The sequence below is a fragment of the Pseudomonas sp. 02C 26 genome (assembly GCF_002843585.1).
GTDB lineage: Bacteria > Pseudomonadota > Gammaproteobacteria > Pseudomonadales > Pseudomonadaceae > Aquipseudomonas > Aquipseudomonas shirazensis.
Map to the genome: position 1 here is coordinate 3,878,638 of NZ_CP025262.1, position 21,341 is coordinate 3,899,978.

Consider the following 21,341-nt stretch of genomic DNA (forward strand, 5'->3'; position numbering starts at 1 on the left):
TGTGCGCCGACACAAAACGTCGCAGAACTGCGTTAAACTCGCGCCATTGCTGTCTGGAGTGAACTATGCGCGATGTTTTGAACCAGGGCCTGATCGAATTCCTCAAGGCCTCCCCGACGCCCTTCCACGCCACGGCAAGCCTGGTCCAGCGCCTCGAAGCCGCTGGATTTCAGCGCCTCGACGAGCGTGACAGCTGGGCCACCGTGCCTGGCGGGCGTTACTACCTGACCCGCAACGACTCGTCGCTGATCGCGATCAAGCTCGGTTCGCTATCACCGCTGCTGAGCGGTATCCGCATGGTTGGCGCGCACACCGACAGCCCGTGCCTGCGAGTCAAGCCGCAGCCTGAACTGCAGCGCCACGGCTTTTTGCAGCTGGGCGTCGAAGTCTACGGCGGCGCGCTGCTGGCGCCGTGGTTCGACCGCGACCTGTCGCTGGCCGGGCGGGTGACCTTCCGCCGTGATGGCAAGGTCGAAAGCCAGTTGGTCGACTTCAAGCTGCCGATCGCGGTGATCCCCAACCTGGCGATCCATCTCAATCGCACCGCCAACGAAGGCTGGCCGATCAATGCCCAGCTCGAACTGCCGCCAATCATCGCCCAGGTGGCCGGTGACGAGCGGGTCGATTTCCGCGCTGTGCTCACCGAGCAGTTGGCCCGCGAACACGAACTGAATGCCGACGTGGTGCTCGACTACGAGCTGAGCTTCTACGACACCCAGGACGCGGCCCTGATCGGCCTCAATGGTGACTTCATCGCCGGCGCCCGCCTCGACAACCTGCTGTCGTGCTATGCCGGCCTGCAGGCGATGCTGGCAACCGACAGCGACGAGACCTGCGTGCTGGTCTGCACCGACCATGAAGAAGTCGGGTCCAGCTCGGCCTGCGGCGCCGACGGCCCAATGCTCGAACAAACCCTGCAGCGCCTGCTGCCGGATGGCGACGAGTACGTTCGCGTGATCCAGCGTTCGCTGATGATCTCGGCCGACAACGCCCACGGCGTGCACCCCAACTACGCCGACAAGCACGACGGTAATCATGGGCCCAAGCTCAATGCCGGGCCGGTTATCAAGGTCAACAACAATCAGCGCTACGCCACCAACAGCGAAACCGCCGGGTTCTTCCGCCACCTGTGCATGGCTGAAGAAGTACCGGTGCAGAGCTTTGTGGTGCGCAGCGACATGGGTTGTGGTTCGACCATTGGCCCGATCACCGCCAGCCACCTGGGTGTGCGCACGGTCGACATCGGCTTGCCGACCTTTGCCATGCACTCGATCCGCGAGCTGTGCGGCAGCCATGACCTGGCTCACCTGGTCAAGGTTCTGAGCGCGTTCTACCGCACCCGCGAACTGCCTTGAAGGCAACCTGCCGAGGGTCAATGGCCACCCTCGGCGCAGCCGCTATGCTGGATGCATAGTGGCTATCCAGTTACCCCGCAGAAGGATTCTGTCGCATGTCGCCCTTTCTCTCATTGTTCGTTCCGGTATTTCTGTTCCTGATGCTGCTGACCATCGGCTTCAGCCTGCGCGAGCGCAACGCCGGGGTGCTGATGATGTGGATCGGCACCTTGGGCATTTTCGGCATCATGTGCTGGAAGATCCTCGAGAAACTGCCCACATAAACCTCTACACTCGGTCGATCGATTGTCCTGAGGTAGTTTTTCCGGTGCCTGTCTTCCTGCGTTGCCTGACCCTGCTGCTGTTGCTGTTCATCACGCCGAGCTATGCCGCCGGCATTCCCGGCCTGCTCGGCTCGAACGCGCCGGCACAACCGCAAGCCAGCGAGCCGCTGGCCAAGTCGCTGGACGAGGTGATCAAGAACCTCGAAAACGACCAGCAACGCAGCAAGCTGCTGGCCGACCTGAAAAAACTCCGTGATGCCAGCAAACAGACCCAGGCCAACCCGGAACAAGGCGTGCTCGGGCTCATCAGCGGCGCCCTGCATGACATTGAAAAGCAGTTCAGCGGCGATGAAAGCCCGTTTCGGCGCTGGTCGCTGGAAATCAATCAGGCCCAGGATGAGCTCAGCGCGCTGATCGTGCCGGTGCAGCAGTGGCCGGCGATTCTGTTCGGCTTCGCGGCTGTGATTGCGGTGTGGAGCTTGCTGGCCATGCTGTTCAACTGGATCGGTCAGCGCGTGCGCCTGCGCTTCGGTCTCAAGGCTGAGCTGCCGCAACACCCGCGCACCGGTGACCTGGTGTTGTTTGCCTTGCGCAAACTGGGGCCGTGGCTGGTGGCACTGATCATCACCGTCTACCTGAGCTTCGCCCTGCCCCCCTCGCTGGGCAAATCGATGGCGATGGTGCTGGCTTACGCGTTGGTAGTGGGCACCTGCTTCTCGGCGATCTGCGTGATTGCCTTCTCCCTGCTCGATGGCCCGCACCGCCACCGCGCCCTGCATATTCTGCGGCATCAGGCGTTTCGCCCGCTGTGGCTGATCGGCAGTTTCGCGGCGTTTGGCGAAGCGATGAACGACCCGCGCCTGACCGCAGCGCTGGGCACCCATCTGGCCCACGCTCTGGCGACCCTGGCCAACGTGTTGGCGGCGCTGTGCACCGGATTGTTCGTGCTACGCTTCCGCCGCCCGATTGCCCACCTGATTCGCAACCAGCCACTGTCGCGTCGGCTGAACCGGCGCACCCTGAGTGACACCATCGAGATTCTCGGCAGCTTCTGGTTCATTCCAGCGATGATTCTGGTGGCGATCTCGCTGGTGGCCACCTTCGTCTCCGCTGGCGATACCAGCACAGCCCTGCGCCAGTCGCTGATGTGTACCGTGCTGGTGGTGGTGTGCATGGTGGTCAATGGCCTGGTGCGCCGCCACGCGGCCAACCCGAAGCGGATCAATCGCCGTCAGGCGGTGTATGCCGAGCGCTTGCGCAACTTTGCCTACGCCCTGCTGCATGTGCTGATCTGGCTGGTGTTCATCGAGCTTGGCCTGCGCGTCTGGGGCCTGTCGATGATCGGCTTTGCCGAGGGCGAAGGGCATGACGTCAGCCTACGTCTGCTCGGCCTGGCCGGTACCCTGATCGCCGCCTGGCTGGTGTGGATCCTCGCCGACACGGCGGTGCATCATGCGCTGGTGCGCTCGCGCCGTGGCCTGGCCAACGCCCGCGCGCAGACCATGATGCCGCTGATCCGCAACGTCATGTTCGTGGCTATCTTCATCATTGCGGTGATTGTCGCCCTGGCCAACATGGGCATGAACGTCACGCCGCTGCTGGCCGGTGCCGGTGTCATCGGCCTGGCCATCGGCTTTGGTGCGCAGTCGCTGGTCGCCGACCTGATCACCGGGCTGTTCATCATCATCGAAGACTCACTGGCCATCGACGATTATGTCGAAGTCGGCGGCCACCTGGGCACCGTCGAGGGCCTGACCATCCGTACCGTGCGCCTGCGCGATATCGATGGCATCGTGCATACCATCCCGTTCAGCGAAATCAAGAGCATCAAGAACTACTCGCGTGAGTTCGGCTACGCGATCTTCCGCGTGGCCGTGCCTCACGGCATGAGCATCGACAAGGCCATCACCCTGATCCGTGAGGTCGGCCAGACCCTGCGCAGCGACCCGCTGATGCGCCGCAACATCTGGTCGCCACTGGAGCTGCAAGGGGTGGAAAGCTTCGAGGCCGGCCAGGCGATCCTGCGGGCGCGCTTCAAGACTGCGCCGATCAAGCAGTGGGAAGTATCGCGGGCGTTCAACCTGGCGCTCAAACGCCAACTTGACGCAGCCGGCCTCGACCTGGCGATGCCGCGGCTGTCGGTGCAGGTGGTCACGGCCGGCGGCGGCGGGCTGAGCGAAGCGGTTGCCCAGGATGCACCCACAGCGCCGCCGACCCGTTGACTGTTCAGGCTAGCCCGCCTCGGCCCTGATCCGCACTGCATCATGGCGCCAGTACTCCAGGTCACAGTCGATCAGATGACCCTGCTGATCGCAGTTGACCCGGGTCACCTGCAAGCCCGGGCTGCCCGCTGAGATCTTCAGCGCACTGGCGGCGGCCAGAGGCAACGCGGTGGGCAGGATCTCGAAGCAGACCCGGCCATATTCAATCTGATACTCGCGAGCGTAGATCTCGGTCAGCGACTGACTGAGGTCCTGCTCGAGAATCTGCGGGAAGTACGCTGGCGCCAGGTAGTGCTCGGTATACAGCACCGCGCGCCCGTCAATCCGCCGGACCCGGCAGATCTGCACCACGCTGGACAACCCCGGCAGGCGCAAGCGCGCGCAGATCGCCGCCGAGGCCGGCTGCAGGCGCGCCGACAACAGCTCGGTGGCCGGCACCCGCCCCTGCTCGCGAACCATCGCGTGGAAGTGGCTACGGGCAATCAGGTCATAGCTTAACCGCTGCGGCGCAACGAACCAGCCACGGCGCTCTTCGCGATAGATCAAGCCCTGTGCCTCCAGCTGCAGAAGTGCCTCGCGCAGGGTGATGCGCGTGGTGGCGAAGACTTCACTGAGCTTGCGCTCGGCCGGCAGTTTGCCGCCCGGCGCCAGCAGGCCGTGTTCGATCTGCTCCTGCAGGGCATGACAGATGACTGTTACCGCGCGCGCTGGCGTCGCTTGCATCAAAGGTTACCTATCTGGACTAGTCCAGCCCCACAACAGGGCAACTGGAGAATAGTGCAAGCCTAGGCACAGGCCATGAACATCCGGTTACAGAAGCCCCTCAAGGGTGACATTGAAAATGCATCAGGCCAGGCGAATCAGGGCCTGGGATCTGGTCTACGCTGTATTTTCAGGCATCCCGGTAGGCCGGCCAAGGCGCTGACCTACATCAAACTGTCACGCTGGCGGCCTACCTTGGCGCAAGGTTTGCTGACCTAGACCACTTACGTCACGCGCACGGTTTGCATCCTCATATCGCCTGCAAGGCATTCCCACCCAAGGAGCTTCGGATGAAACAGTTTTTCATGGCGTCATTGCTCGGTTCGGCCATCGCCCTGTGCACCTCGGCAATGGCCGCCGACGACCTCAAGACACTGGAAGATGCAGCCCGCAAGGAAGGCGCGGTGAATAGCGTGGGCATGCCCGATGCGTGGGCCAACTGGAAAGCCACCTGGGATGACCTGGCCAGCAAGTACGGCCTCAAGCACATGGACACCGACATGAGCTCGGCGCAGGAAATCGCCAAGTTCGAGTCGGAAAAGGACAACGCCAGCGCCGACATCGGTGACGTCGGTGCCGCCTTTGGCCCGATCGCCGTGGCCAAGGGCGTGAGCCAGCCGTACAAGCCAAGCACCTGGGACCAGGTACCGACCTGGGCCAAGGACCAGGACGGCCACTGGGCGCTGGCCTACACCGGCACCATTGCTTTCATCATCAACAAGCAACTGGTCAAGGAAGGCGAGCGGCCGAAAACCTGGCACGACCTCGAGAAGGGCAAGTACAAGGTCGCCATCGGTGACGTCGGCACCGCAGCCCAAGCGGCCAACGGCGTGCTCGCTGCGGCCATCGCCTACAAGGGTGATGAACGCAACATCGAGCCAGGCCTGCAGCTGTTCACCAAACTGGCTCAGCAGAAACGCCTGTCGCTGGCCAACCCGACCATCCAGACCCTGGAGAAAGGCGAAGTGGAAGTCGGCGTGGTCTGGGACTTCAATGGCCTGAGCTACCGCCAGCAGATCGACCCTGAGCGCTTCGAGGTGTTGATTCCGGCTGACGGCTCGATTACCTCGGGCTACACCACCATCATCAACAAGTACGCCAAAAACCCCAACGCGGCCAAGCTGGCTCGCGAATACATCTTCAGCGACGCCGGCCAGATCAACTTGGCCAATGGCCACGCGCGGCCGATCCGTGCCGAGCACCTGAAGCTGCCGGCTGATGTACAGGCCAAGCTGCTGCCCAATGAGCAGTACGCGCCGGCCCAGCCAATCAAGGACGCGACAGCCTGGGAGACCACCTCCAAGGCGCTGCCGCAAAAATGGCAGGAGCAGGTCATCATCGAGATGGAATGACGCTTGCCTGGGTAATGCTCTGAACAGCTCTCTGCACCGTAACAGCGGGGCAGAGGGCAACCCCACCGTGTGTTCCACCTGCCGTGGAGTCTCCATGCAACACAACGTCATTCTGGTCCTGCTCGACGGCCTCAACCACGAGGTCGCCCACCATGCGATGGGCCACCTGCACGCTTACGTCGAGGCTGACCGCGCTGCGCTGTACCGGGTCCAGTGCGAGCTGCCGTCGCTGTCGCGGCCGCTTTACGAGTGTATTCTCACCGGCGTACCACCGCTGGAAAGCGGCATCGTCCACAACAACGTCAACCGCCTGTCCAACCAGCGCAGCGTGTTTCACTACGCCCGCGAGGCAGGCCTGGGCACTGCGGCTGCGGCCTATCACTGGATGAGCGAGCTGTACAATCGCTCGCCGTTCGACCCGCTGCGCGATCGCCATACCCATGCGCCAAAGCTGCCGATCCAGCACGGGCTGTTCTACTACGCCGATCACTACCCCGACTCGCACCTGCTGGCCGACGCCGAGTACCTGCGCCGCCGCCACGCCCCGAATTTCCTGCTGGTGCACCCGATGAACATCGACGATGCCGGCCATCGTCATGGCCTCGACAGCAGCCAGTACCGCAATGCCGCGCGCGGTGCCGACATCCTCTTGGCCGACTACCTGCCGCGCTGGCTCGAAGAGGGTTACCAGGTGCTGGTGACCGCCGACCATGGCATGAACAACGACCGCTCGCACAATGGCCTGCTGGCCGAGGAGCGCGAGGTGCCGCTGTTCGTCTTCGGCAGCGCCTTCAGCCTCGACCAGAATGCCAAGCCGCTACAGACCGAGCTGTGCGGAACGATCTGCGAGCTGCTCGGCGCCGCCCATGACAAAAGCGTTTGCCGCGAGCTGCTGTCGTGAAGGCCGGCACCCGCGGGCGCTACCTGGCCATGCTCTGCCTGCTGCCGTTCGCGCTGTTCTTTCTGGTGTTCCAGATCGCGCCGCTGGGCTGGGTGGTGATTCACAGCGTGCAGGCCGAGGGCGGCTGGAGCCTGGACAACTTCAGCAAGGTGTTCGCCTCCAAGTTTTATCTGCAGGCGCTGCAGCGCAGCCTGGAGATCAGCTTCTGGTCGAGCCTGTTCGGCATCATCATCGCCACCCTTGGCGCCTATTCGCTGCGCCAGGTCGACTCGAAGCTGCGCGACTTCGTCAGTGCCTTCGCCAACATGACCAGCAACTTCGCCGGAGTGCCGCTGGCCTTCGCTTTCATCATTCTGCTCGGCTTCAACGGCGCACTGACCTTGCTGCTGAAGCAGATCGGCCTGCTCGAAGACTTCAGCATCTATTCCAAGACCGGCTTGATCCTGGTGTACACCTACTTCCAGATCCCGCTCGGCGTGTTGCTGCTGTACCCGGCGTTCGACGCCCTGCGTGAAGACTGGCGCGAATCCGCGGCGCTGCTCGGCGCCAGCCACTGGCAATTCTGGCGGCACATCGGCCTGCCGGTGCTGACCCCGGCGCTGCTCGGCACCTTCGTGATTCTGCTGGCCAATGCCCTCGGTGCCTACGCCACGGTCTATGCACTGACTACGGGCAATTTCAACGTGCTGCCGATCCGCATCGCGGCGCTGGTGGCGGGCGACATCAGCCTCGACCCGAACCTGGCCAGCGCCCTGGCGATGGTGCTGGTGGGGCTGATGACGCTGGTCACGGTGGTTCATCAATGGCTGTTGAAGAGGAGCTACCATGCGCGCTGAATCCCGCCCGGGCGGCTGGTACCACCGCGCCGTGGTCTACCTGCTGTTTCTGATCCTGCTGCTGCCGCTGGCCGGCACCCTGCTCTACTCACTGTCGACCAGCTGGTCGGCGAGCCTGTTGCCCAGCGGCCTGACTTTCAAATGGTACGTGGCGCTGTGGAGCGAGCCGCGCTTTCTGGCCGCCTTCGGCCAGTCGCTGCTGGTGTGCGTCGGCGCGCTGCTGTTGTCGGTGGTGCTGATCCTGCCGTTGCTGTTTGTGGTGCATTACCACTTCCCGCGGCTGGATGCGCTGATGAACATCCTCATCCTGCTGCCGTTTGCGGTACCGCCGGTGGTGTCGTCGGTGGGCTTGCTGCAGCTGTATGGCAGCGGGCCGATGGCGATGGTCGGTACGCCGTGGATTCTGATCGGCTGCTACTTCACCGTAGCGCTGCCGTTCATGTACCGGGCCATCACCAACAACCTGCAGGCGATCAACCTGCGCGACCTGATGGACGCTGCCCAACTGCTCGGTGCCAGCACCTGGCAGGCGGCGTTTCTGGTGGTGCTGCCAAACCTGCGCAAGGGCCTGATGGTGGCGCTGTTGCTGTCGTTCTCGTTTTTGTTCGGCGAATTCGTGTTCGCCAACCTGCTGGTCGGTACCCGCTACGAAACGCTGCAGGTGTACCTGAACAACATGCGCAACAGCAGCGGCCACTTCAACAGCGCGCTGGTGATTTCCTATTTCGCCTTCGTCCTGGTGTTGACCTGGGTGGCCAATCGCTTGAACAAGGACAAACCCTGAGATGAGCTTCGTCAGCGTAGAGAAACTGCAAAAGAGTTACGCCGGCAGCCCGGTGTTCGACGATATCGACTGCCAGATCCAGCGCGGCGAATTCGTCACCCTGCTCGGCCCGTCCGGTTGCGGCAAGTCGACCTTGCTGCGCTGCATTGCCGGGCTGACCCCGGTCGACAGCGGCCGGATCCTCCTCGACGGCCACGACCTGGTGCCGCTGAGCCCGCAAAAACGCGGCATCGGCATGGTCTTTCAGAGCTATGCACTGTTCCCCAACATGACCGTCGAGCAAAACGTCGCCTTCGGTTTGCGCATGCAGAAAACCCCTGCTGCAGAAAGCCGCACGCGGGTGCGCGAAGTGCTCGAGCTGGTCGAGCTGGGCAGCTTTGCCGGGCGCTATCCGCATCAGTTGTCGGGCGGCCAGTGCCAGCGGGTGGCGCTGGCCCGATCGCTGGTGACCAGGCCGCGCCTGTTGCTGCTGGATGAGCCACTGTCGGCGCTGGATGCACGTATTCGCAAGCACCTGCGCGAGCAGATTCGGGCAATTCAGCGCGAGCTGGGGCTGACCACGATCTTCGTCACCCACGACCAGGAAGAAGCGCTGACCATGTCCGACCGCATCTTCCTGATGAACCAGGGCCGGATCGTCCAGAGTGGCGACGCCGAAACCCTCTACACCGCGCCGGTGGACCTGTTTGCCGCAGGCTTTATCGGCAACTACAACCTGCTCGATGCCGACAGCGCCAGCCGCCTGTTGCAACGCCCGGTCAGCAGCCGCCTGGCGATCCGCCCCGAGTCGATCAGCCTGAGCCTCACCGGCGAACTGGACGGCCAGGTGCGCAGCCATAGCCTGCTCGGCAACGTCATCCGCTATCGGGTCGAGGTGCGCGGTGTCGAACTGGTGGTTGACGTGCTCAATCGCTCGTCAGAGGATCTGCATGCGGACGGTCAACGGGTATCCTTGGCTATCGACCCAACGGCGCTACGCGAAGTGGCATAGAAGTAGCTCAGGAGAAGTACCGATGGCTTTGGCAATTTTCGATCTCGATGAAACCTTGATCCATGGCGACTGCGCGTCGCTGTGGAGCGAGCACATGGTGCGGCTGGGCTGGGTCGATGGCGAGTCGTTTCTGCGCCGTGACCGCGAGCTGATGGAGGCGTACAGCAAGGGTGAGATGGCCATGGAAGACTACATGGCCTTCAGCCTCGAGCCGGTTGCCGGGCGCACGCTGGAGGAGTTGGCGCACCTGGTCGAGCCATGGGTGGAAGATGTGATCGAGCCGATCATCTACGGCGACGCCTGCCGCTGCATTGCCGAGCACCGCAAGCAAGGTGATCGGGTGCTGATCATCTCGGCTTCTGGCACCCACCTGGTCGGGCCGATTGCAGCCCGCTTGGGTGTAGACGAGTACTTGGCGATCGAACTGGAAGCGGTCAATGGCGTGTACACCGGCAACACTCATGGCGTGCTGACCTACCGCGAGGGCAAGATCACCCGGCTGCTGGAGTGGCTGGATCAGGAACAGGAAAACCTCGAGGGCGCGAGTTTCTATTCGGACTCGCGCAATGACCTGCCGCTGCTGCTCAAGGTCGATCATCCCAGGGCAGTCAACCCTGACCCGGTCCTGCGCGCCCATGCCGAGCAGCATGGCTGGCCGATCCTCGCCTGGAAGTGAAACAGCCGGGGCCTGAGCCCCGGCATGGCTGACTCAGGCCAGCGTCTGGTCGATCACCAGCACCAGCTTGCCGGAGACCTGATTGGTCGCAAGCTCGGCGTAGGCGGCCTCGGCGAACGCGACCGGATAGGTGTCCACCAGTTGCGCCTTGAGCCGGCCATCGGTGAACAACGGCCAGACCTGCTGGCCGAGCTCCTTGAGCAGTTCGGCCTTGAAGTCATCATCGCGATTGCGCAAGGTCGAGCCGGTCAGCTGCAGGCGCTTGCCGAGAATCTGCGCCAGGTCCAGTTCGACCTTGCGCCCGCCCATCAAGCCGATCATCACCCAGCGCCCGTCGCGGGCCAGCAGCTCGACATTGAGCGGGCCGTAGCTGGCGCCAACCGGGTCAAGGATCACGTCGAACGGGCCCAGTTGCTTGAGGTCATCGAGGTTGGCATTGCGCACCACCCCACCGGCAGCGCCCAGCGCCTCGCAGTAGGCCAGCCGCTCTGGCGAGCCAACGCTGACCCAGACCGCATTACCCAGCGCCTTGCACAGTTGAATCGCCGCCGAGCCGACGCCACTGGCGCCGGCATGTACCAGCAGCTTTTCCCCAGGCTTGAGCCCGCCGAGCTGGAAGATATTCAGCCAGGCCGTGGCATACACCTCGGGGATCGCCGCCGCTTCGTGCAGGCTCAGGCCCTCGGGCACCGGCAGCACGTGGCGAGCATCGACCACCACTTCCTCGGCCATGCCACCGCCCGCCAGCAGCGCACAGACGCGCTCGCCGACGCGCCAGTCGGTGCCGGGGCCGACTTCACTGATGATCCCGGAACATTCCAGCCCCAGGTAAGGGCTGGCGCCCGGCGGCGGCGGGTAATTGCCCGCGATCTGGAGCATATCCGCCCGATTCAGGCCTGCCGCGGCTACGCGAATGCGTACCTGGCCGGCATCACAGGTCGGGCGCTCGGCCTCGACCCACTCCACATGTCCGTCAACGCCTTGCAATGCCTTCACAGTGCCTCCATAGTTGAGTCATGACTGAGCCCGGGATCGCCTTGTCCCGGGCTTTTTGCAGTATTTGCCCGGCTCCATGGAACCGGCGAACGGAATAGACGGCCTACTATGCGTGATCAATTGCCTTTACGTCGAATCAGCATGAAGCATTTTCTGCCCAGCACCGCCCTCGCCCTGCTCATTGGCGTTGGCAGCCTGACGCTTGGCGGCAATGCGGCCGCCGCCAACAAGTGGGAAAGCCTGCAGCCAGACCGGGATGAGGTGGTTGCCAGTCTCAATGTGGTCGAGCTGCTCAAGCGCCACCACTACAGCAAGCCGCCACTGGATGACGCCCGCTCGGTGATCATCTACGACAGCTACATCAAGCTGCTCGATCCATCGCGCAGCTACTTCACGGCCTCGGACATCGCCGAGTTCGACAAGTGGAAGACCCAGTTCGACGATTTCCTCAAGAGCGGCAATCTCGATCCGGGCTTCACCATCTACAAGCGTTACCTGAACCGCGTCAAAGCCCGCCTGGACTTTGCCCTGGCCGAACTCAACAAGGGCGTCGACAAGATCGACTTCACCGTTGACGAGTCGCTGCTGGTCGATCGCAAAGACGCGCCATGGCTGAAAAACGACGCCGAGCTGGACGACCTCTGGCGCAAACGGGTCAAGGATGAAGTGCTGCGCCAGAAGATCGCCGGCAAGGACTTCAAGCAGATCCAGGAAACCCTGATCAAGCGCTACAAGAACCAACTTGCGCGGCTTGACCAGACCCGTGCCGAAGACATCTTCCAGGCCTACATCAACACCTTCGCCCAGTCCTACGACCCGCACACCAATTACCTGTCGCCGGACAACGCCGAAAACTTCGACATCAACATGAGCCTGTCGCTCGAAGGCATCGGTGCGGTGCTGCAGAATGACAACGATCAGGTCAAGATCGTCCGTTTGGTACCGGCCGGCCCTGCCGCCAAGACCAAACAGGTCGCCCCGGCCGACAAGATCATCGGTGTGGCCCAGGGCAACAAGGAAATGGTCGACGTGGTCGGCTGGCGTCTGGACGAAGTGGTCAAGCTGATCCGCGGCCCTAAAGGTTCGGTGGTGCGTCTTGAAGTCATCCCGGCCAGCAATGCGCCGAGCGACCAGACCAGCAAAATCGTTTCGATCACCCGCGAAGCAGTCAAGCTTGAAGAGCAGGCGGCAAAAAAGTCGGTGCTCAAGCTCAAGCAGGATGGCCGTGACTACAAGCTGGGGATCATCGAGATCCCGGCCTTCTACCTCGATTTCAAGGCCTACCGTGCCGGCGATCCTGAGTACAAGAGCACCACGCGCGACGTCAAGAAACTGCTCACCGAACTACAGAACGAGAAAGTCGACGGCGTGGTCATCGACCTGCGCAACAACGGCGGCGGCTCGTTGCAGGAAGCCACCGAGCTGACCAGCCTGTTCATCGACAAAGGCCCGACCGTGCTGGTACGCAACAGCGACGGCCGCGTCGATGTGCTTGAAGATGAAAACCGCGGCGCCTTCTACAAAGGCCCGCTGACGCTACTGGTCAACCGTCTCTCGGCCTCGGCTTCGGAGATTTTCGCCGGCGCCATGCAGGACTACCACCGCGCCTTGATCATCGGTGGCCAGACCTTCGGCAAAGGCACCGTGCAGACCATCCAGCCGCTCAACCATGGTGAGCTGAAACTGACCCTGGCCAAGTTCTATCGGGTTTCCGGGCAGAGCACCCAGCATCAGGGCGTGCTGCCGGATATCGACTACCCGTCGATCATCGACACCAAGGAAATCGGCGAGAGCGCCCTGCCCGAGGCCATGCCATGGGACACCATCAAGCCGGCGATCAAGCCTGCCGTGGACCCGTTCAAGCCGTTCCTCACCGAGCTGAAGGCCCGCCACGACGCCCGCAGCGCCAAGGATGCCGAGTTCACCTACATCCGTGACCGCCTGGCCCTGAGCCAGAAGCTGATGAGCGAGAAGAGCGTCAGCCTCAACGAGCAGACCCGTCGCGCCCGCCACGATGAGATCGAGGGCAAGCAACTGGCCCTGGAAAACATCCGCCGCAAGGCCAAGGGTGAAGAGCCGCTCAAGGAACTGAAGAAAGAAGACGAAGACGCGCTGCCGGTGGAAGATGAAAACACCAAACCGGAAGACGACGCCTACCTGGCAGAAACCGGGCGTATCCTGCTTGATTACCTGAGCCTGAGCTCGTCGGTAGCCAAGAAGTGATCGCCGGCTGATGCCAGTCGCAAAAAAAGGGGGTGGACGCCTAGGTGTCCACCCCCTTTGACCGTCTGCGTACCGGTCGCGATCCCTGTAGGAGCGGCCTTGTGTCGCGAAAGGGTCGCGGCAGCGGCCCCGGCATTCTGTGGTGCTACACAAATCCCGGGCACGCTACGCGCGCCTTTCGCGACACAAGGCCGCTCCTACGCAGAGCGCGTCGTTCCGGACTCGGGATAGCAGTGCTCGAATACCCTGGCCACTTCCGACGCGTGCCAGGAGGCTGCTTCCATGCCATCGACCGGCCCGGTAAACCTGCCCAGGCGCTCGGCACATTCGAAAAAGCCGGTACGCGGCAGGCGGCTAGCGCCCTGGCTGATCACCAGCGAGCTGCGCAGCGGCTGTTCGGCGCGTGCGTCGATAGCGGCCAGATGCTCCAGCGCGGCGGTCAGCGTCTGCATGGCCGGGGTTGGCAGCTGCAGACGCTCGAGCAGGGCACGGTAGGTCAGCAGGTGGCGCTGGCGGCGGGCCATGTCCAGCTCGCCGAGCAGCCCATCCCAATGCTGGCGACTGATCCTGACGCCGCTCATGACGGCTCGCTCCAGCCAGCAATACCCAGGTGCCAGGCCAGGCTGCGCAGGATCGGCGCACCCGCTTCACGCTCGCCCGCTTCGATCATGGCCAGGTAGGCCGGACTGATGCCGACGCTGCGCGCCAGTGCTTCAGGGGCCAGGCCCTTGGCTTCCCGCAGGCGGTCCAGCTCGCTGATTGCCGGCAGGCTGGCAGGCGCCGCAGCAGGCTCTGCTAGCGTCTGCTCTGCCTTGGCAGGGCTGGACGCAGGCGCCTGGCCGGCAGCGACCAGCAGGGCCTGATACTGCTCCCAGGGAATGACGGCGTATTCGGGCTTATCGTCCCGGCTGATGACCTGAATTTCCATTGCAAACCCCTCACGTAGGGCTACTGCATGTAGCCCTTAGGCATAACCTTTATGCCAATTATATGACCAAGTGCGAGGGTCTGCGCGGATCAGGCTGAATTCAAGGCGTACCGCGCTCCAGGCGCAGGGCCTCGGGGGTGTCTGGCAGGCGCTCTACCACGCGCAAACGCTCTGGCGTCTGAGCGTCGCGCCAGGCCTTGAAACGGCCCAATTCGTCAGCCACGGTCTTCAATACCCAGCCGAGCACGGCGATGTCATCGAGAAAGCCGACGCCCAGCAGCCAGTCGGGGATCGCATCCAGCGGGCTGACGAAGTACAGCAGGCCGGCCACGATGGTCACCAGCGCCTTCGGGCTGATGGCGCGGTACTCGCCGCGCCACCAGGCCAGGCACAGGCTCTGCATCAAGCGCAGGTCTTCACGCAGTTGGCCAAGCTTGGGGCCTTTGCGCGCGACCGCAAACAACAGCGCCGGCAACCGGCCACGGCTGAGCAGGCGCTCGGCAAGGGGCAGAAATCGGCTGAAATTCCAGGGTGCACTCATGGGGCCTCCGGGCGATGAGGTTATCCACATTTATTGTGGATAACCTTGTGAACAGGGCACAGTTTCCGCCGCCCCGTGCCGACAGGGCAAGGGTCGCGCTTAGATCGGGCGTTTTTTACCCAATCGTGACAGCTGCGCAAACGTTTTGCGTCATTGGGCAGACATGTACCGGCCACCCAATCTCGGACAAGCAATGCCCGCCGAGGTTCGTCTGGGTGCCCGCAAAAACGACAACGCCCCGTCGAGACGGGGCGTTGTAGACACGCTAAGGCTTACTGAGCCGGAGCTTCGGCTGGCGGCTCGGCGCCTTCGAGCTTGCTCGGATCTTTGATCGCCAGCAGTTCCAGGTCGAACACCAGTACCGAGTTGGCCGGGATCAGCGGGCTCGGGCTCTGTGCGCCGTAAGCCAGCTCAGCCGGGATGTACAGCTTGTACTTCTCACCGACGTGCATCAATTGCAGGCCTTCGACCCAACCTGGGATCACACCGCTGACCGGCAGATCGATCGGGCTGCCGCGCTCGACCGAGCTGTCGAACACCTTGCCATCGATCAGCTTGCCTTCGTAGTGAACGGTCACAACGTCAGAGGCTTTTGGCTGTGGGCCATCGGCTTTCTTCACGACTTCGTACTGCAGGCCGGAAGCGGTGGTCACAACGCCCTGCTTCTTGGCGTTTTCTTCGAGGAACTTCTTGCCAGCCGATGCGGCTTCTTCGCTGGCTTTGGTCAGGCGCTCTTCGGCACGCTTTTGCAGCGCGGTGAAGGCCTCGACCAGTTCGTCATCCTTGATGCGCTGCTCTTTCTTGCTGACAGCGTCATCGATACCCATGGCGACTGCTTTCGAATCAAGGTCTTCCATGCCTTCCTGAGCCAGGCTCTTGCCCATGTTCAGGCCGATACCGTAGGAGGCTTTCTGTGCCGGGGTTTTCAGCTCGACGTCGCTGGTCTGAGCGTCGCAGCCCGCCAGAACCAAACTTACCAGGGCAACCGCAGCCGCCAAACGATGTTGTTTCATGCTAGTTCCTTGTTCATGCGCCATAAGGGCAATCAGGGTAAAGCCGCGAGCTTAGCAGGCGGTCGTTACCAATGGCTACCGGCATAGGAGCCGCTTGCGGGCAGTAAGTTCAGTAGGTGAAAGGTTGTTCATGGCAACGCTGCAGCCACTGGCCAGTATTGAGCCCAGATGCTACCTGCGGCGGGTATTGTGGCTATTTATGTCTGCCCTGCGAAACATGACAGATCCGTCAGGGATAAAGCCCTTCGCGGTACTCCCCGGCCAACTCGCGCAGCACCTCGCACACCCACTGCGCCGGAAGGCTCTGCGGCAGCGCGGCATTGCGGCAGATGCCCACCGAGCCACCCGGTTCGTAGATGCCAAGGTCCAGCTCGACCAGCTCGCCGCGGCCCAGGTCGATCAGCACCGCGTCACGCGGGGCGACCCAGACTGCATCGCTGCCCAGCAGGTAGCGCCGGCTCAGCGCCAGCGACAAGGTCTCCAGACGTTGCGCCGGCATGTGGATGCCGCACTGCACAAACAGGCTGTCGGCGTGTTGGCGGATGGTGGTGCCAAGCGGAGGCAACACCAGCGGATAGTCGCCAACCCGGCTGCGCTCGAGCGGCTGTAGCGCCAGCAGCGGATGGCCCGGACGCACCACCAGACTCATCGATTCGCTGTACAGGTGCTCGAATGACAAGCCCTGAATCTGCGGGCTGTCGGTCATGCGCCCGACTACCAACTCCAGCTCACCCAGGCGCAATTGGCCGAGCAACTGCGCACTGACCCCGGTGCTCACGCTGATCAGCAACGCCTGATGGCGCTGATGCAGGCGGCACAGCGCCTCCGGCATAAGCAGGCCTTCGACGGTCGAGAGCACGCCAATGCGCACCTGCGACGGCGCCCGCGCCTCGCCGCGCACACTGCTCACGCCATCGCGCAGGGCCTGCACGCTGGGGCCAGCGTAGCGCATGAAGCGCGTGCCAGCGGTGGTCAGCTCGACGCCCAGCCGAGTGCGCTCGAACAGCCGCGTCTCGAGCAACTGCTCAAGCTCCTTGAGGGTCTTGGAAATCGCTGGCTGACTGATCGCCAGAACGTCGGCCGCACGCGCCAGGCTGCCCTGGCGGGCGATTTCCAGAAAGCACAGCAAGTGGCGGTACTTGATTCGAGTGTCGAGATTCATGCGTAAGAGCAGCTCTGCCCGCGATCAGCGTCGGTCAGCCATCTTAGCGCATCGCCACCTCGACAGCCTCCCCTGCCAGGCGCACCGGCCAGGTCCGCAGCGCCTGCTGCGGGTCTTCCAGGCAGCGCCCGCTGCGCAGGCTGAAGTGCTGCTTGTACAACGGCGCCGCCACCGTCAGCTCGCCACCGATGCTACCGATCAGGCCGCGGCCGATGATATTGGCGCCCGAGCGCGGGTCGCGATTGGCCACGGCATAAAGCGGCTGAGCCTGGCCAGGCAGGTAGAACAGCGCCACCTGCTCGCCGTCCAGCCACACCACTACACCGGAATCGGCGACCAGATCGCCGCGCTGGCAAACTGTTTGCCAGTTGGGTTGTTGCGCTACTGCGACATTGCATGAGTTCATCAGACAGCCTCCTCGACAGTTGGGATCAGGTGCAGCGCGGCCACCGGCCGGCGTTGTTCGCGTTCACGCACAAAGTGCACGTCCGGGTCAGCGCGCTGGTCGTTGACGAAGGTGCGGAACCGTTTGAGTTTTTCCGGATCGTTGAGGGCGTTGGCCCACTCGCATTCATATTGATCGACCACGTGCTGCATCTGCGCTTCGAGCTCGGCGCCAAGCAGCAGGCTGTCCTCAAGGATCACCGCCTTGAGGTAATCCAGGCCACCTTCCAGGCCCTCGCGCCAGACCGAGGTGCGCTGCAGCTTGTCGGCAGTGCGGATGTAGAACATCAGCACGCGGTCGATCATGCGGATCAGGCTGTCGTCATCGAGGTCGGTGGCAAACAACTCGGCATGCCGCGGGCGCATGCCGCCGTTGCCGCAGACGTAGAGGTTCCAGCCCTTGTCGGTGGCGATCACGCCGATGTCCTTGCTCTGCGCCTCGGCGCACTCGCGGGTGCAGCCGGACACGGCAAACTTGAGTTTGTGCGGCGAGCGCAGGCCCTTGTAGCGGTCTTCCAGGCGCAGGGCCATGGCCACGCTGTCCTGCACGCCGTAGCGGCACCAGGTGCTGCCGACGCAGGATTTGACCGTACGCGTCGACTTGCCATAGGCATGACCGGTCTCGAAGCCCGCAGCGATCAACTCGCCCCAGATCAGCGGCAGTTCGTGCAACTGCGCGCCGAACAGGTCGATGCGCTGACCGCCGGTGATCTTGGTATAGAGGTCGTATTTTTTCGCCACCTGGCCGATCACGATCAGCTTGTCCGGGGTTATCTCGCCACCGGGAATGCGCGGCACCACCGAGTAGGTGCCGTTTTTCTGCATGTTGGCCATGAAGGTGTCGTTGGTGTCCTGCAGCGGCACCAGAGCGGCGTCCATGATCGGCTGGTTCCAGCACGAGGCCAGGATCGAACCCACCGCCGGTTTGCAGATGTCACAGCCGACATGGCCTTTACCGTGACGCTCGAGCAGCTCATTGAAAGTGCGGATGCCCTCGACCCGGACCAGCCCATAAAGCTCCTGGCGGGTATAGCCGAAGTGCTCGCACAGGCTCTTGTCGACGGTGACCCCACGGGCAGTCAACTCGTGCTCGAAGACCTGCTTGAGCAGCGCCGCGCAACCGCCGCAACCGCTGGCCGCCTTGGTGCAACTCTTGACCGCGGCGAGGTCGCTGCAGCCGCTGTCGATGGCCGCACAGACCGCGCCCTTGCTGACGTTGTGGCAGGAGCAGATGGTCGCCGTATCGGGCAAGGCATCGGCACCCAGCGCCGGCGCGCCGCCGCCCTGCGGCAGGATCAGCGTGGCCGGATCAGCTGGCAGGGCAATGCCGTTCTGGCAGTACTGCAGCAGGGTGTCGTAGTAGCTGTTGTCACCGACCAGCACCGCGCCGAGCACGTGCTTGCCGCTGGCATCGACCACCAGCCGGCGATAGGCCGCGTTGGCCTCGTCGATGAAGCGGTAACTGCGCGCGCCAGGAGTCGCGCCGTGGGCGTCGCCGATCGAGCCGACATCGACTCCAAGCAGCTTGAGTTTGGTTGACATGTCGGCGCCGGTGAACGGGGTGGACGTTTCACCAAGCAACAGCGCAGCAAGGTTGCGCGCCATGCTGTAACCGGGCGCGACCAGGCCGAACACGCTGCCATTCCACGAGGCGCACTCGCCGATGGCGAAGATCTGCGGGTCGCTGCTGCGGCAATCGTGGTCGATCGCCACCCCGCCACGCGCACCAATCTCCAGGCCGCAGGCGCGGCCGAGGGCGTCTTGTGCGCGGATACCGGCAGAGAACACGATCAGGTCGGTTTCAAGATACTCGCCACCGTCGAAATTCATTCGATAGCGGTACTCACTGCCGGTGCTGATCGACTGGGTGGCGCGTGACACATGCACCCCCACGCCCAGCGCCTCGATCTGCGCCTTCAATGCCGCGCCGCCTTCGCTGTCGAGCTGCACCGGCATCAAGCGCGGCGCGAACTCCACCACGTGGGCTTCCAGGCCCAGCGACTTCAAGGCGTTGGCCGCCTCGAGGCCCAGCAAGCCGCCACCGACCACCACACCCCGGCGGCTGCCGCTGGCGGCGGCGCGAATGGCGTCAAGGTCATCCAGAGTGCGGTAGACCAGCCGCGACGTGCCGCTGGAGCCTTCGACTGGCGGCACGAACGGATAAGAGCCGGTGGCCAGGACCAACTGGTCGTAGCCATAACGGCCCTCTGCGGTGACCACTTCACAGCGCTCGCGATCGATCTCGAGCACGCCCTCGCCGAGGTGCAGGTGCACGCCGTGGCGATCGTAGAAATCCGCCTCGCACATGGCCAGCGCTTCGCTGTCGCTGCCGGCGAAGTACTCTGAGAGATGTACGCGATCGTAGGCGCGCTGACGCTCCTCGCCGAATACGCGCACCTCGAAGCGCGCCAGTGCGCCGCGCTCGACCAGTTGCTCGACGCAGTGATGGCCGACCATGCCGTTGCCGACGATGACCAGTCGCTGAAGTTGTCCGCCGTTCGCTGTTGCCTGCATAGCCGATCCTCGATCACGGGTTGGCGGGGTTGGCCGCCGCAAAGACAAAAAAAAACGCCTGGAGCCGAAGCTCCAGGCGCCTTTGCCTGTTCTCATCTGGGTGAGGCCCCTGATTGATCGCCGTTGATCAGTGGGGCGTGTTGTAGCTGGGTCAAAGCAGGGACTGTGCCAACCTCGTGTAGTGCGTACAGGCGTACTTGCGTGATGCGTACGCGTGTAGGAGCGGCCTTGTGTCGCGAAAGGGGCGCGCAGCGGCCCCGGGATCTGTGCAACGCCGCCGAATCGTCGGGCCAGCTCCGCTGGCCTTTCCGACCGGTCTGGCGCTCCGGCAAGGCCGCTCCTACATACGCCAGTGCAGGGAGACAGCCGATTTTCGGCCTGTATTGGTGCACCGCTCCCCATCCTGGGGCACGGCGCTGAGGTAGCAAGGCTGAATATCAGGGGATATGCTGCAGCTTGATTCAAACGAGGTCTCTCAAGCGCACATGTCCCAAGTCATCCTCAAGACACCCGAACAACTCGACCTGATGCGCCGCGCCGGCCAGTTGCTGGCGCAAGTGTTTGCCGAACTCGACGGCTTCATCCGCCCCGGCGTGACCACGATGCAGATCAACGACCACGCCGAGGCGTTCATCGTCCAGACCCTGCGCGCCCGGCCCGCCAGCAAGGGCCAATACGGTTTCCCCTATTCGCTGAACACTTCGGTCGATCACGTCGTCTGTCACGGCATGCCCAAGGCTGACGAAGTGCTCGCTGAAGGCTCGATCGTCAACGTCGACATCACCCTGGAACAAGGCGGTTATATCGCCGACTCGTCGAAGATGTACCGCATCGGCGCGATCAGCGCTGAAGCCGAGCGGTTGGTAGAAACCACTTATGACGCGCTTTGGCGCGGCATCGAGCAAGTTCGCCCGGGGGCCACTCTGGGCGACATCGGCCACGCCATTCAGAGCACCGCTGAAGCGGCTGGCTACAGCGTAGTACGTGAATACTGTGGCCATGGCATCGGCCAGCAGATGCACGAAAAACCGGAAATCCTCCACTTCGGCCAACGCGGCATGGGCATGAAGCTCAAGCCTGGCATGGTCTTCACCATCGAGCCGATGATCAACCAGGGCGCGCGCGGCACCCGCGAGCTGAAAGATGGCTGGACGGTGATCACCCGCGACGGCGCGCTGTCGGCGCAGTGGGAACACACCGTTGCGGTCACTGCTGACGGTTATGAAGTGCTGACCCTGCGCGAGGAAGAACGTCTGGCCGGAAAAACGGTCAGCTGAAGCGCCATCCCGAGCAGGCCATTTGCCGCCGTGCTGGCCGCTATTTACAATCGCCACCCGCAAGGCCGGCCGTCCTCTCTGTTCTGCGCCGGCCCAGGAGT

20 protein-coding genes are annotated in these 21,341 nt (G+C 63.3%); 11 read left to right on the forward strand and 9 right to left on the reverse strand.

Going from position 1 to position 21,341, the window contains the following annotated elements; all coding sequences use genetic code 11:
* The first annotated feature begins 65 nt into the window (after positions 1-65).
* The 3 genes from CXQ80_RS17685 (at position 66) to CXQ80_RS17690 (ending at position 3,840) form a co-directional block, all read left to right on the forward strand.
* A complete protein-coding gene (locus tag CXQ80_RS17685) occupies positions 66-1,355 on the forward strand; it encodes a M18 family aminopeptidase (RefSeq protein ID WP_101321690.1) in 1,290 nt (429 codons plus the stop codon).
* 95 nt (positions 1,356-1,450) lie between these two features.
* Positions 1,451-1,618 carry a hypothetical protein gene (locus tag CXQ80_RS24865; RefSeq protein WP_178080787.1) on the forward strand — a complete coding sequence of 56 codons (168 nt, stop codon included), beginning with the start codon at positions 1,451-1,453 and terminating at the stop codon, positions 1,616-1,618.
* A gap of 44 nt (positions 1,619-1,662) precedes the next feature.
* Positions 1,663-3,840: a mechanosensitive ion channel family protein gene (locus CXQ80_RS17690; RefSeq protein ID WP_101321691.1), complete on the forward strand. Its 2,178-nt coding sequence runs from the start codon at positions 1,663-1,665 to the stop codon at positions 3,838-3,840.
* Between the two features lie 9 nt (positions 3,841-3,849).
* On the opposite strand, the gene CXQ80_RS17695 is transcribed toward CXQ80_RS17690, so the two are convergent.
* Positions 3,850-4,563 carry a UTRA domain-containing protein gene (locus CXQ80_RS17695; RefSeq protein WP_101321692.1) on the reverse strand — a complete coding sequence of 238 codons (714 nt, stop codon included), beginning with the start codon at positions 4,561-4,563 and terminating at the stop codon, positions 3,850-3,852.
* 329 nt (positions 4,564-4,892) lie between these two features.
* On the opposite strand from CXQ80_RS17695, the gene CXQ80_RS17700 reads away from it, so the two are divergent.
* From CXQ80_RS17700 to CXQ80_RS17725, 6 genes are all read left to right on the forward strand, one after another.
* Positions 4,893-5,954 (forward strand): ABC transporter substrate-binding protein, encoded by a 1,062-nt coding sequence (locus CXQ80_RS17700; RefSeq protein WP_101321693.1) that lies wholly within the window; start codon positions 4,893-4,895, stop codon positions 5,952-5,954.
* Between the two features lie 94 nt (positions 5,955-6,048).
* Complete coding sequence (locus CXQ80_RS17705; protein WP_101321694.1) at positions 6,049-6,855, forward strand: alkaline phosphatase family protein; 807 nt, start codon at positions 6,049-6,051, stop codon at positions 6,853-6,855.
* Positions 6,856-6,884: 29 nt separating this feature from the next.
* Positions 6,885-7,691 carry an ABC transporter permease subunit gene (locus CXQ80_RS17710; RefSeq protein WP_178080837.1) on the forward strand — a complete coding sequence of 269 codons (807 nt, stop codon included), beginning with the start codon at positions 6,885-6,887 and terminating at the stop codon, positions 7,689-7,691.
* On the forward strand, positions 7,681-8,475 hold the full coding sequence (locus CXQ80_RS17715) for an ABC transporter permease (RefSeq protein WP_101321696.1): 795 nt from the start codon (positions 7,681-7,683) through the stop codon (positions 8,473-8,475). Before CXQ80_RS17710 ends, CXQ80_RS17715 begins: the two co-directional genes overlap by 11 nt.
* A gap of 1 nt (position 8,476) precedes the next feature.
* Positions 8,477-9,466, forward strand: coding sequence for an ABC transporter ATP-binding protein (locus CXQ80_RS17720; protein ID WP_101321697.1), 990 nt, complete (start codon positions 8,477-8,479; stop codon positions 9,464-9,466).
* A gap of 22 nt (positions 9,467-9,488) precedes the next feature.
* The gene (locus CXQ80_RS17725; RefSeq protein WP_101321698.1) at positions 9,489-10,142 is read left to right on the forward strand and encodes an HAD family phosphatase; all 654 of its coding nucleotides are present in this window, start codon (positions 9,489-9,491) and stop codon (positions 10,140-10,142) included.
* Positions 10,143-10,175: 33 nt separating this feature from the next.
* Here the strand turns inward: CXQ80_RS17725 and CXQ80_RS17730 are convergent, their stop codons facing one another.
* Positions 10,176-11,138 (reverse strand): NAD(P)H-quinone oxidoreductase, encoded by a 963-nt coding sequence (locus tag CXQ80_RS17730; RefSeq protein ID WP_101321699.1) that lies wholly within the window; start codon positions 11,136-11,138, stop codon positions 10,176-10,178.
* 141 nt (positions 11,139-11,279) lie between these two features.
* Between CXQ80_RS17730 and CXQ80_RS17735 the strand changes: the two genes are divergently transcribed.
* Entirely contained in the window at positions 11,280-13,361 is a 2,082-nt protein-coding gene (locus CXQ80_RS17735) for a carboxy terminal-processing peptidase (protein ID WP_178080788.1), read from the forward strand.
* Between the two features lie 197 nt (positions 13,362-13,558).
* Here the strand turns inward: CXQ80_RS17735 and CXQ80_RS17740 are convergent, their stop codons facing one another.
* The 7 genes from CXQ80_RS17740 to nirB all read right to left on the reverse strand — a co-directional run bounded on the left by CXQ80_RS17740 (position 13,559) and on the right by nirB (position 19,963).
* Complete coding sequence (locus CXQ80_RS17740) at positions 13,559-13,942, reverse strand: hypothetical protein (protein WP_101321701.1); 384 nt, start codon at positions 13,940-13,942, stop codon at positions 13,559-13,561.
* On the reverse strand, positions 13,939-14,289 hold the full coding sequence (locus CXQ80_RS17745) for a helix-turn-helix transcriptional regulator (RefSeq protein ID WP_101321702.1): 351 nt from the start codon (positions 14,287-14,289) through the stop codon (positions 13,939-13,941). Before CXQ80_RS17745 ends, CXQ80_RS17740 begins: the two co-directional genes overlap by 4 nt.
* 100 nt (positions 14,290-14,389) lie before the next feature.
* The gene (locus CXQ80_RS17750; protein WP_101321703.1) at positions 14,390-14,830 is read right to left on the reverse strand and encodes a YkvA family protein; all 441 of its coding nucleotides are present in this window, start codon (positions 14,828-14,830) and stop codon (positions 14,390-14,392) included.
* A gap of 272 nt (positions 14,831-15,102) precedes the next feature.
* Positions 15,103-15,843 carry an FKBP-type peptidyl-prolyl cis-trans isomerase gene (locus CXQ80_RS17755; RefSeq protein WP_101321704.1) on the reverse strand — a complete coding sequence of 247 codons (741 nt, stop codon included), beginning with the start codon at positions 15,841-15,843 and terminating at the stop codon, positions 15,103-15,105.
* Between the two features lie 229 nt (positions 15,844-16,072).
* Positions 16,073-17,005, reverse strand: a complete 933-nt coding sequence (gene pcaQ / locus CXQ80_RS17760; RefSeq protein ID WP_101321705.1) for a pca operon transcription factor PcaQ — start codon at positions 17,003-17,005, stop codon at positions 16,073-16,075.
* A 43-nt stretch (positions 17,006-17,048) separates the two neighbouring features.
* The gene (nirD, locus tag CXQ80_RS17765; protein ID WP_101321706.1) at positions 17,049-17,411 is read right to left on the reverse strand and encodes a nitrite reductase small subunit NirD; all 363 of its coding nucleotides are present in this window, start codon (positions 17,409-17,411) and stop codon (positions 17,049-17,051) included.
* A complete protein-coding gene (nirB, locus tag CXQ80_RS17770; RefSeq protein WP_101321707.1) occupies positions 17,411-19,963 on the reverse strand; it encodes a nitrite reductase large subunit NirB in 2,553 nt (850 codons plus the stop codon). The genes nirD and nirB overlap by 1 nt, the downstream gene beginning before the upstream one ends.
* Positions 19,964-20,448: 485 nt before the next feature.
* Between nirB and map the strand changes: the two genes are divergently transcribed.
* Entirely contained in the window at positions 20,449-21,240 is a 792-nt protein-coding gene (gene map / locus CXQ80_RS17775) for a type I methionyl aminopeptidase (protein ID WP_101323090.1), read from the forward strand.
* The last annotated feature ends 101 nt before the right edge of the window (positions 21,241-21,341 follow it).

Excerpts from the sequence above, each read along its gene's own strand:
- CXQ80_RS17715 (WP_101321696.1), top strand. The coding sequence starts at position 7,681 with ATGCGCGCTGAATCCCGCCCGGGCGGCTGGTACCACCGCGCCGTGGTC.
- CXQ80_RS17750 (WP_101321703.1), bottom strand. The coding sequence starts at position 14,830 with ATGAGTGCACCCTGGAATTTCAGCCGATTTCTGCCCCTTGCCGAGCGC.
- CXQ80_RS24865 (WP_178080787.1), top strand. The coding sequence starts at position 1,451 with ATGTCGCCCTTTCTCTCATTGTTCGTTCCGGTATTTCTGTTCCTGATG.
- CXQ80_RS17685 (WP_101321690.1), top strand. The coding sequence starts at position 66 with ATGCGCGATGTTTTGAACCAGGGCCTGATCGAATTCCTCAAGGCCTCC.
- CXQ80_RS17695 (WP_101321692.1), bottom strand. The coding sequence starts at position 4,563 with ATGCAAGCGACGCCAGCGCGCGCGGTAACAGTCATCTGTCATGCCCTG.
- CXQ80_RS17725 (WP_101321698.1), top strand. The coding sequence starts at position 9,489 with ATGGCTTTGGCAATTTTCGATCTCGATGAAACCTTGATCCATGGCGAC.
- nirD (WP_101321706.1), bottom strand. The coding sequence starts at position 17,411 with ATGAACTCATGCAATGTCGCAGTAGCGCAACAACCCAACTGGCAAACA.
- CXQ80_RS17745 (WP_101321702.1), bottom strand. The coding sequence starts at position 14,289 with ATGGAAATTCAGGTCATCAGCCGGGACGATAAGCCCGAATACGCCGTC.
- nirB (WP_101321707.1), bottom strand. The coding sequence starts at position 19,963 with ATGCAGGCAACAGCGAACGGCGGACAACTTCAGCGACTGGTCATCGTC.
- CXQ80_RS17700 (WP_101321693.1), top strand. The coding sequence starts at position 4,893 with ATGAAACAGTTTTTCATGGCGTCATTGCTCGGTTCGGCCATCGCCCTG.
- map (WP_101323090.1), top strand. The coding sequence starts at position 20,449 with ATGTCCCAAGTCATCCTCAAGACACCCGAACAACTCGACCTGATGCGC.
- CXQ80_RS17705 (WP_101321694.1), top strand. The coding sequence starts at position 6,049 with ATGCAACACAACGTCATTCTGGTCCTGCTCGACGGCCTCAACCACGAG.
- CXQ80_RS17755 (WP_101321704.1), bottom strand. The coding sequence starts at position 15,843 with ATGAAACAACATCGTTTGGCGGCTGCGGTTGCCCTGGTAAGTTTGGTT.
- CXQ80_RS17720 (WP_101321697.1), top strand. The coding sequence starts at position 8,477 with ATGAGCTTCGTCAGCGTAGAGAAACTGCAAAAGAGTTACGCCGGCAGC.
- CXQ80_RS17740 (WP_101321701.1), bottom strand. The coding sequence starts at position 13,942 with ATGAGCGGCGTCAGGATCAGTCGCCAGCATTGGGATGGGCTGCTCGGC.
- CXQ80_RS17710 (WP_178080837.1), top strand. The coding sequence starts at position 6,885 with ATGCTCTGCCTGCTGCCGTTCGCGCTGTTCTTTCTGGTGTTCCAGATC.
- CXQ80_RS17735 (WP_178080788.1), top strand. The coding sequence starts at position 11,280 with ATGAAGCATTTTCTGCCCAGCACCGCCCTCGCCCTGCTCATTGGCGTT.
- pcaQ (WP_101321705.1), bottom strand. The coding sequence starts at position 17,005 with ATGAATCTCGACACTCGAATCAAGTACCGCCACTTGCTGTGCTTTCTG.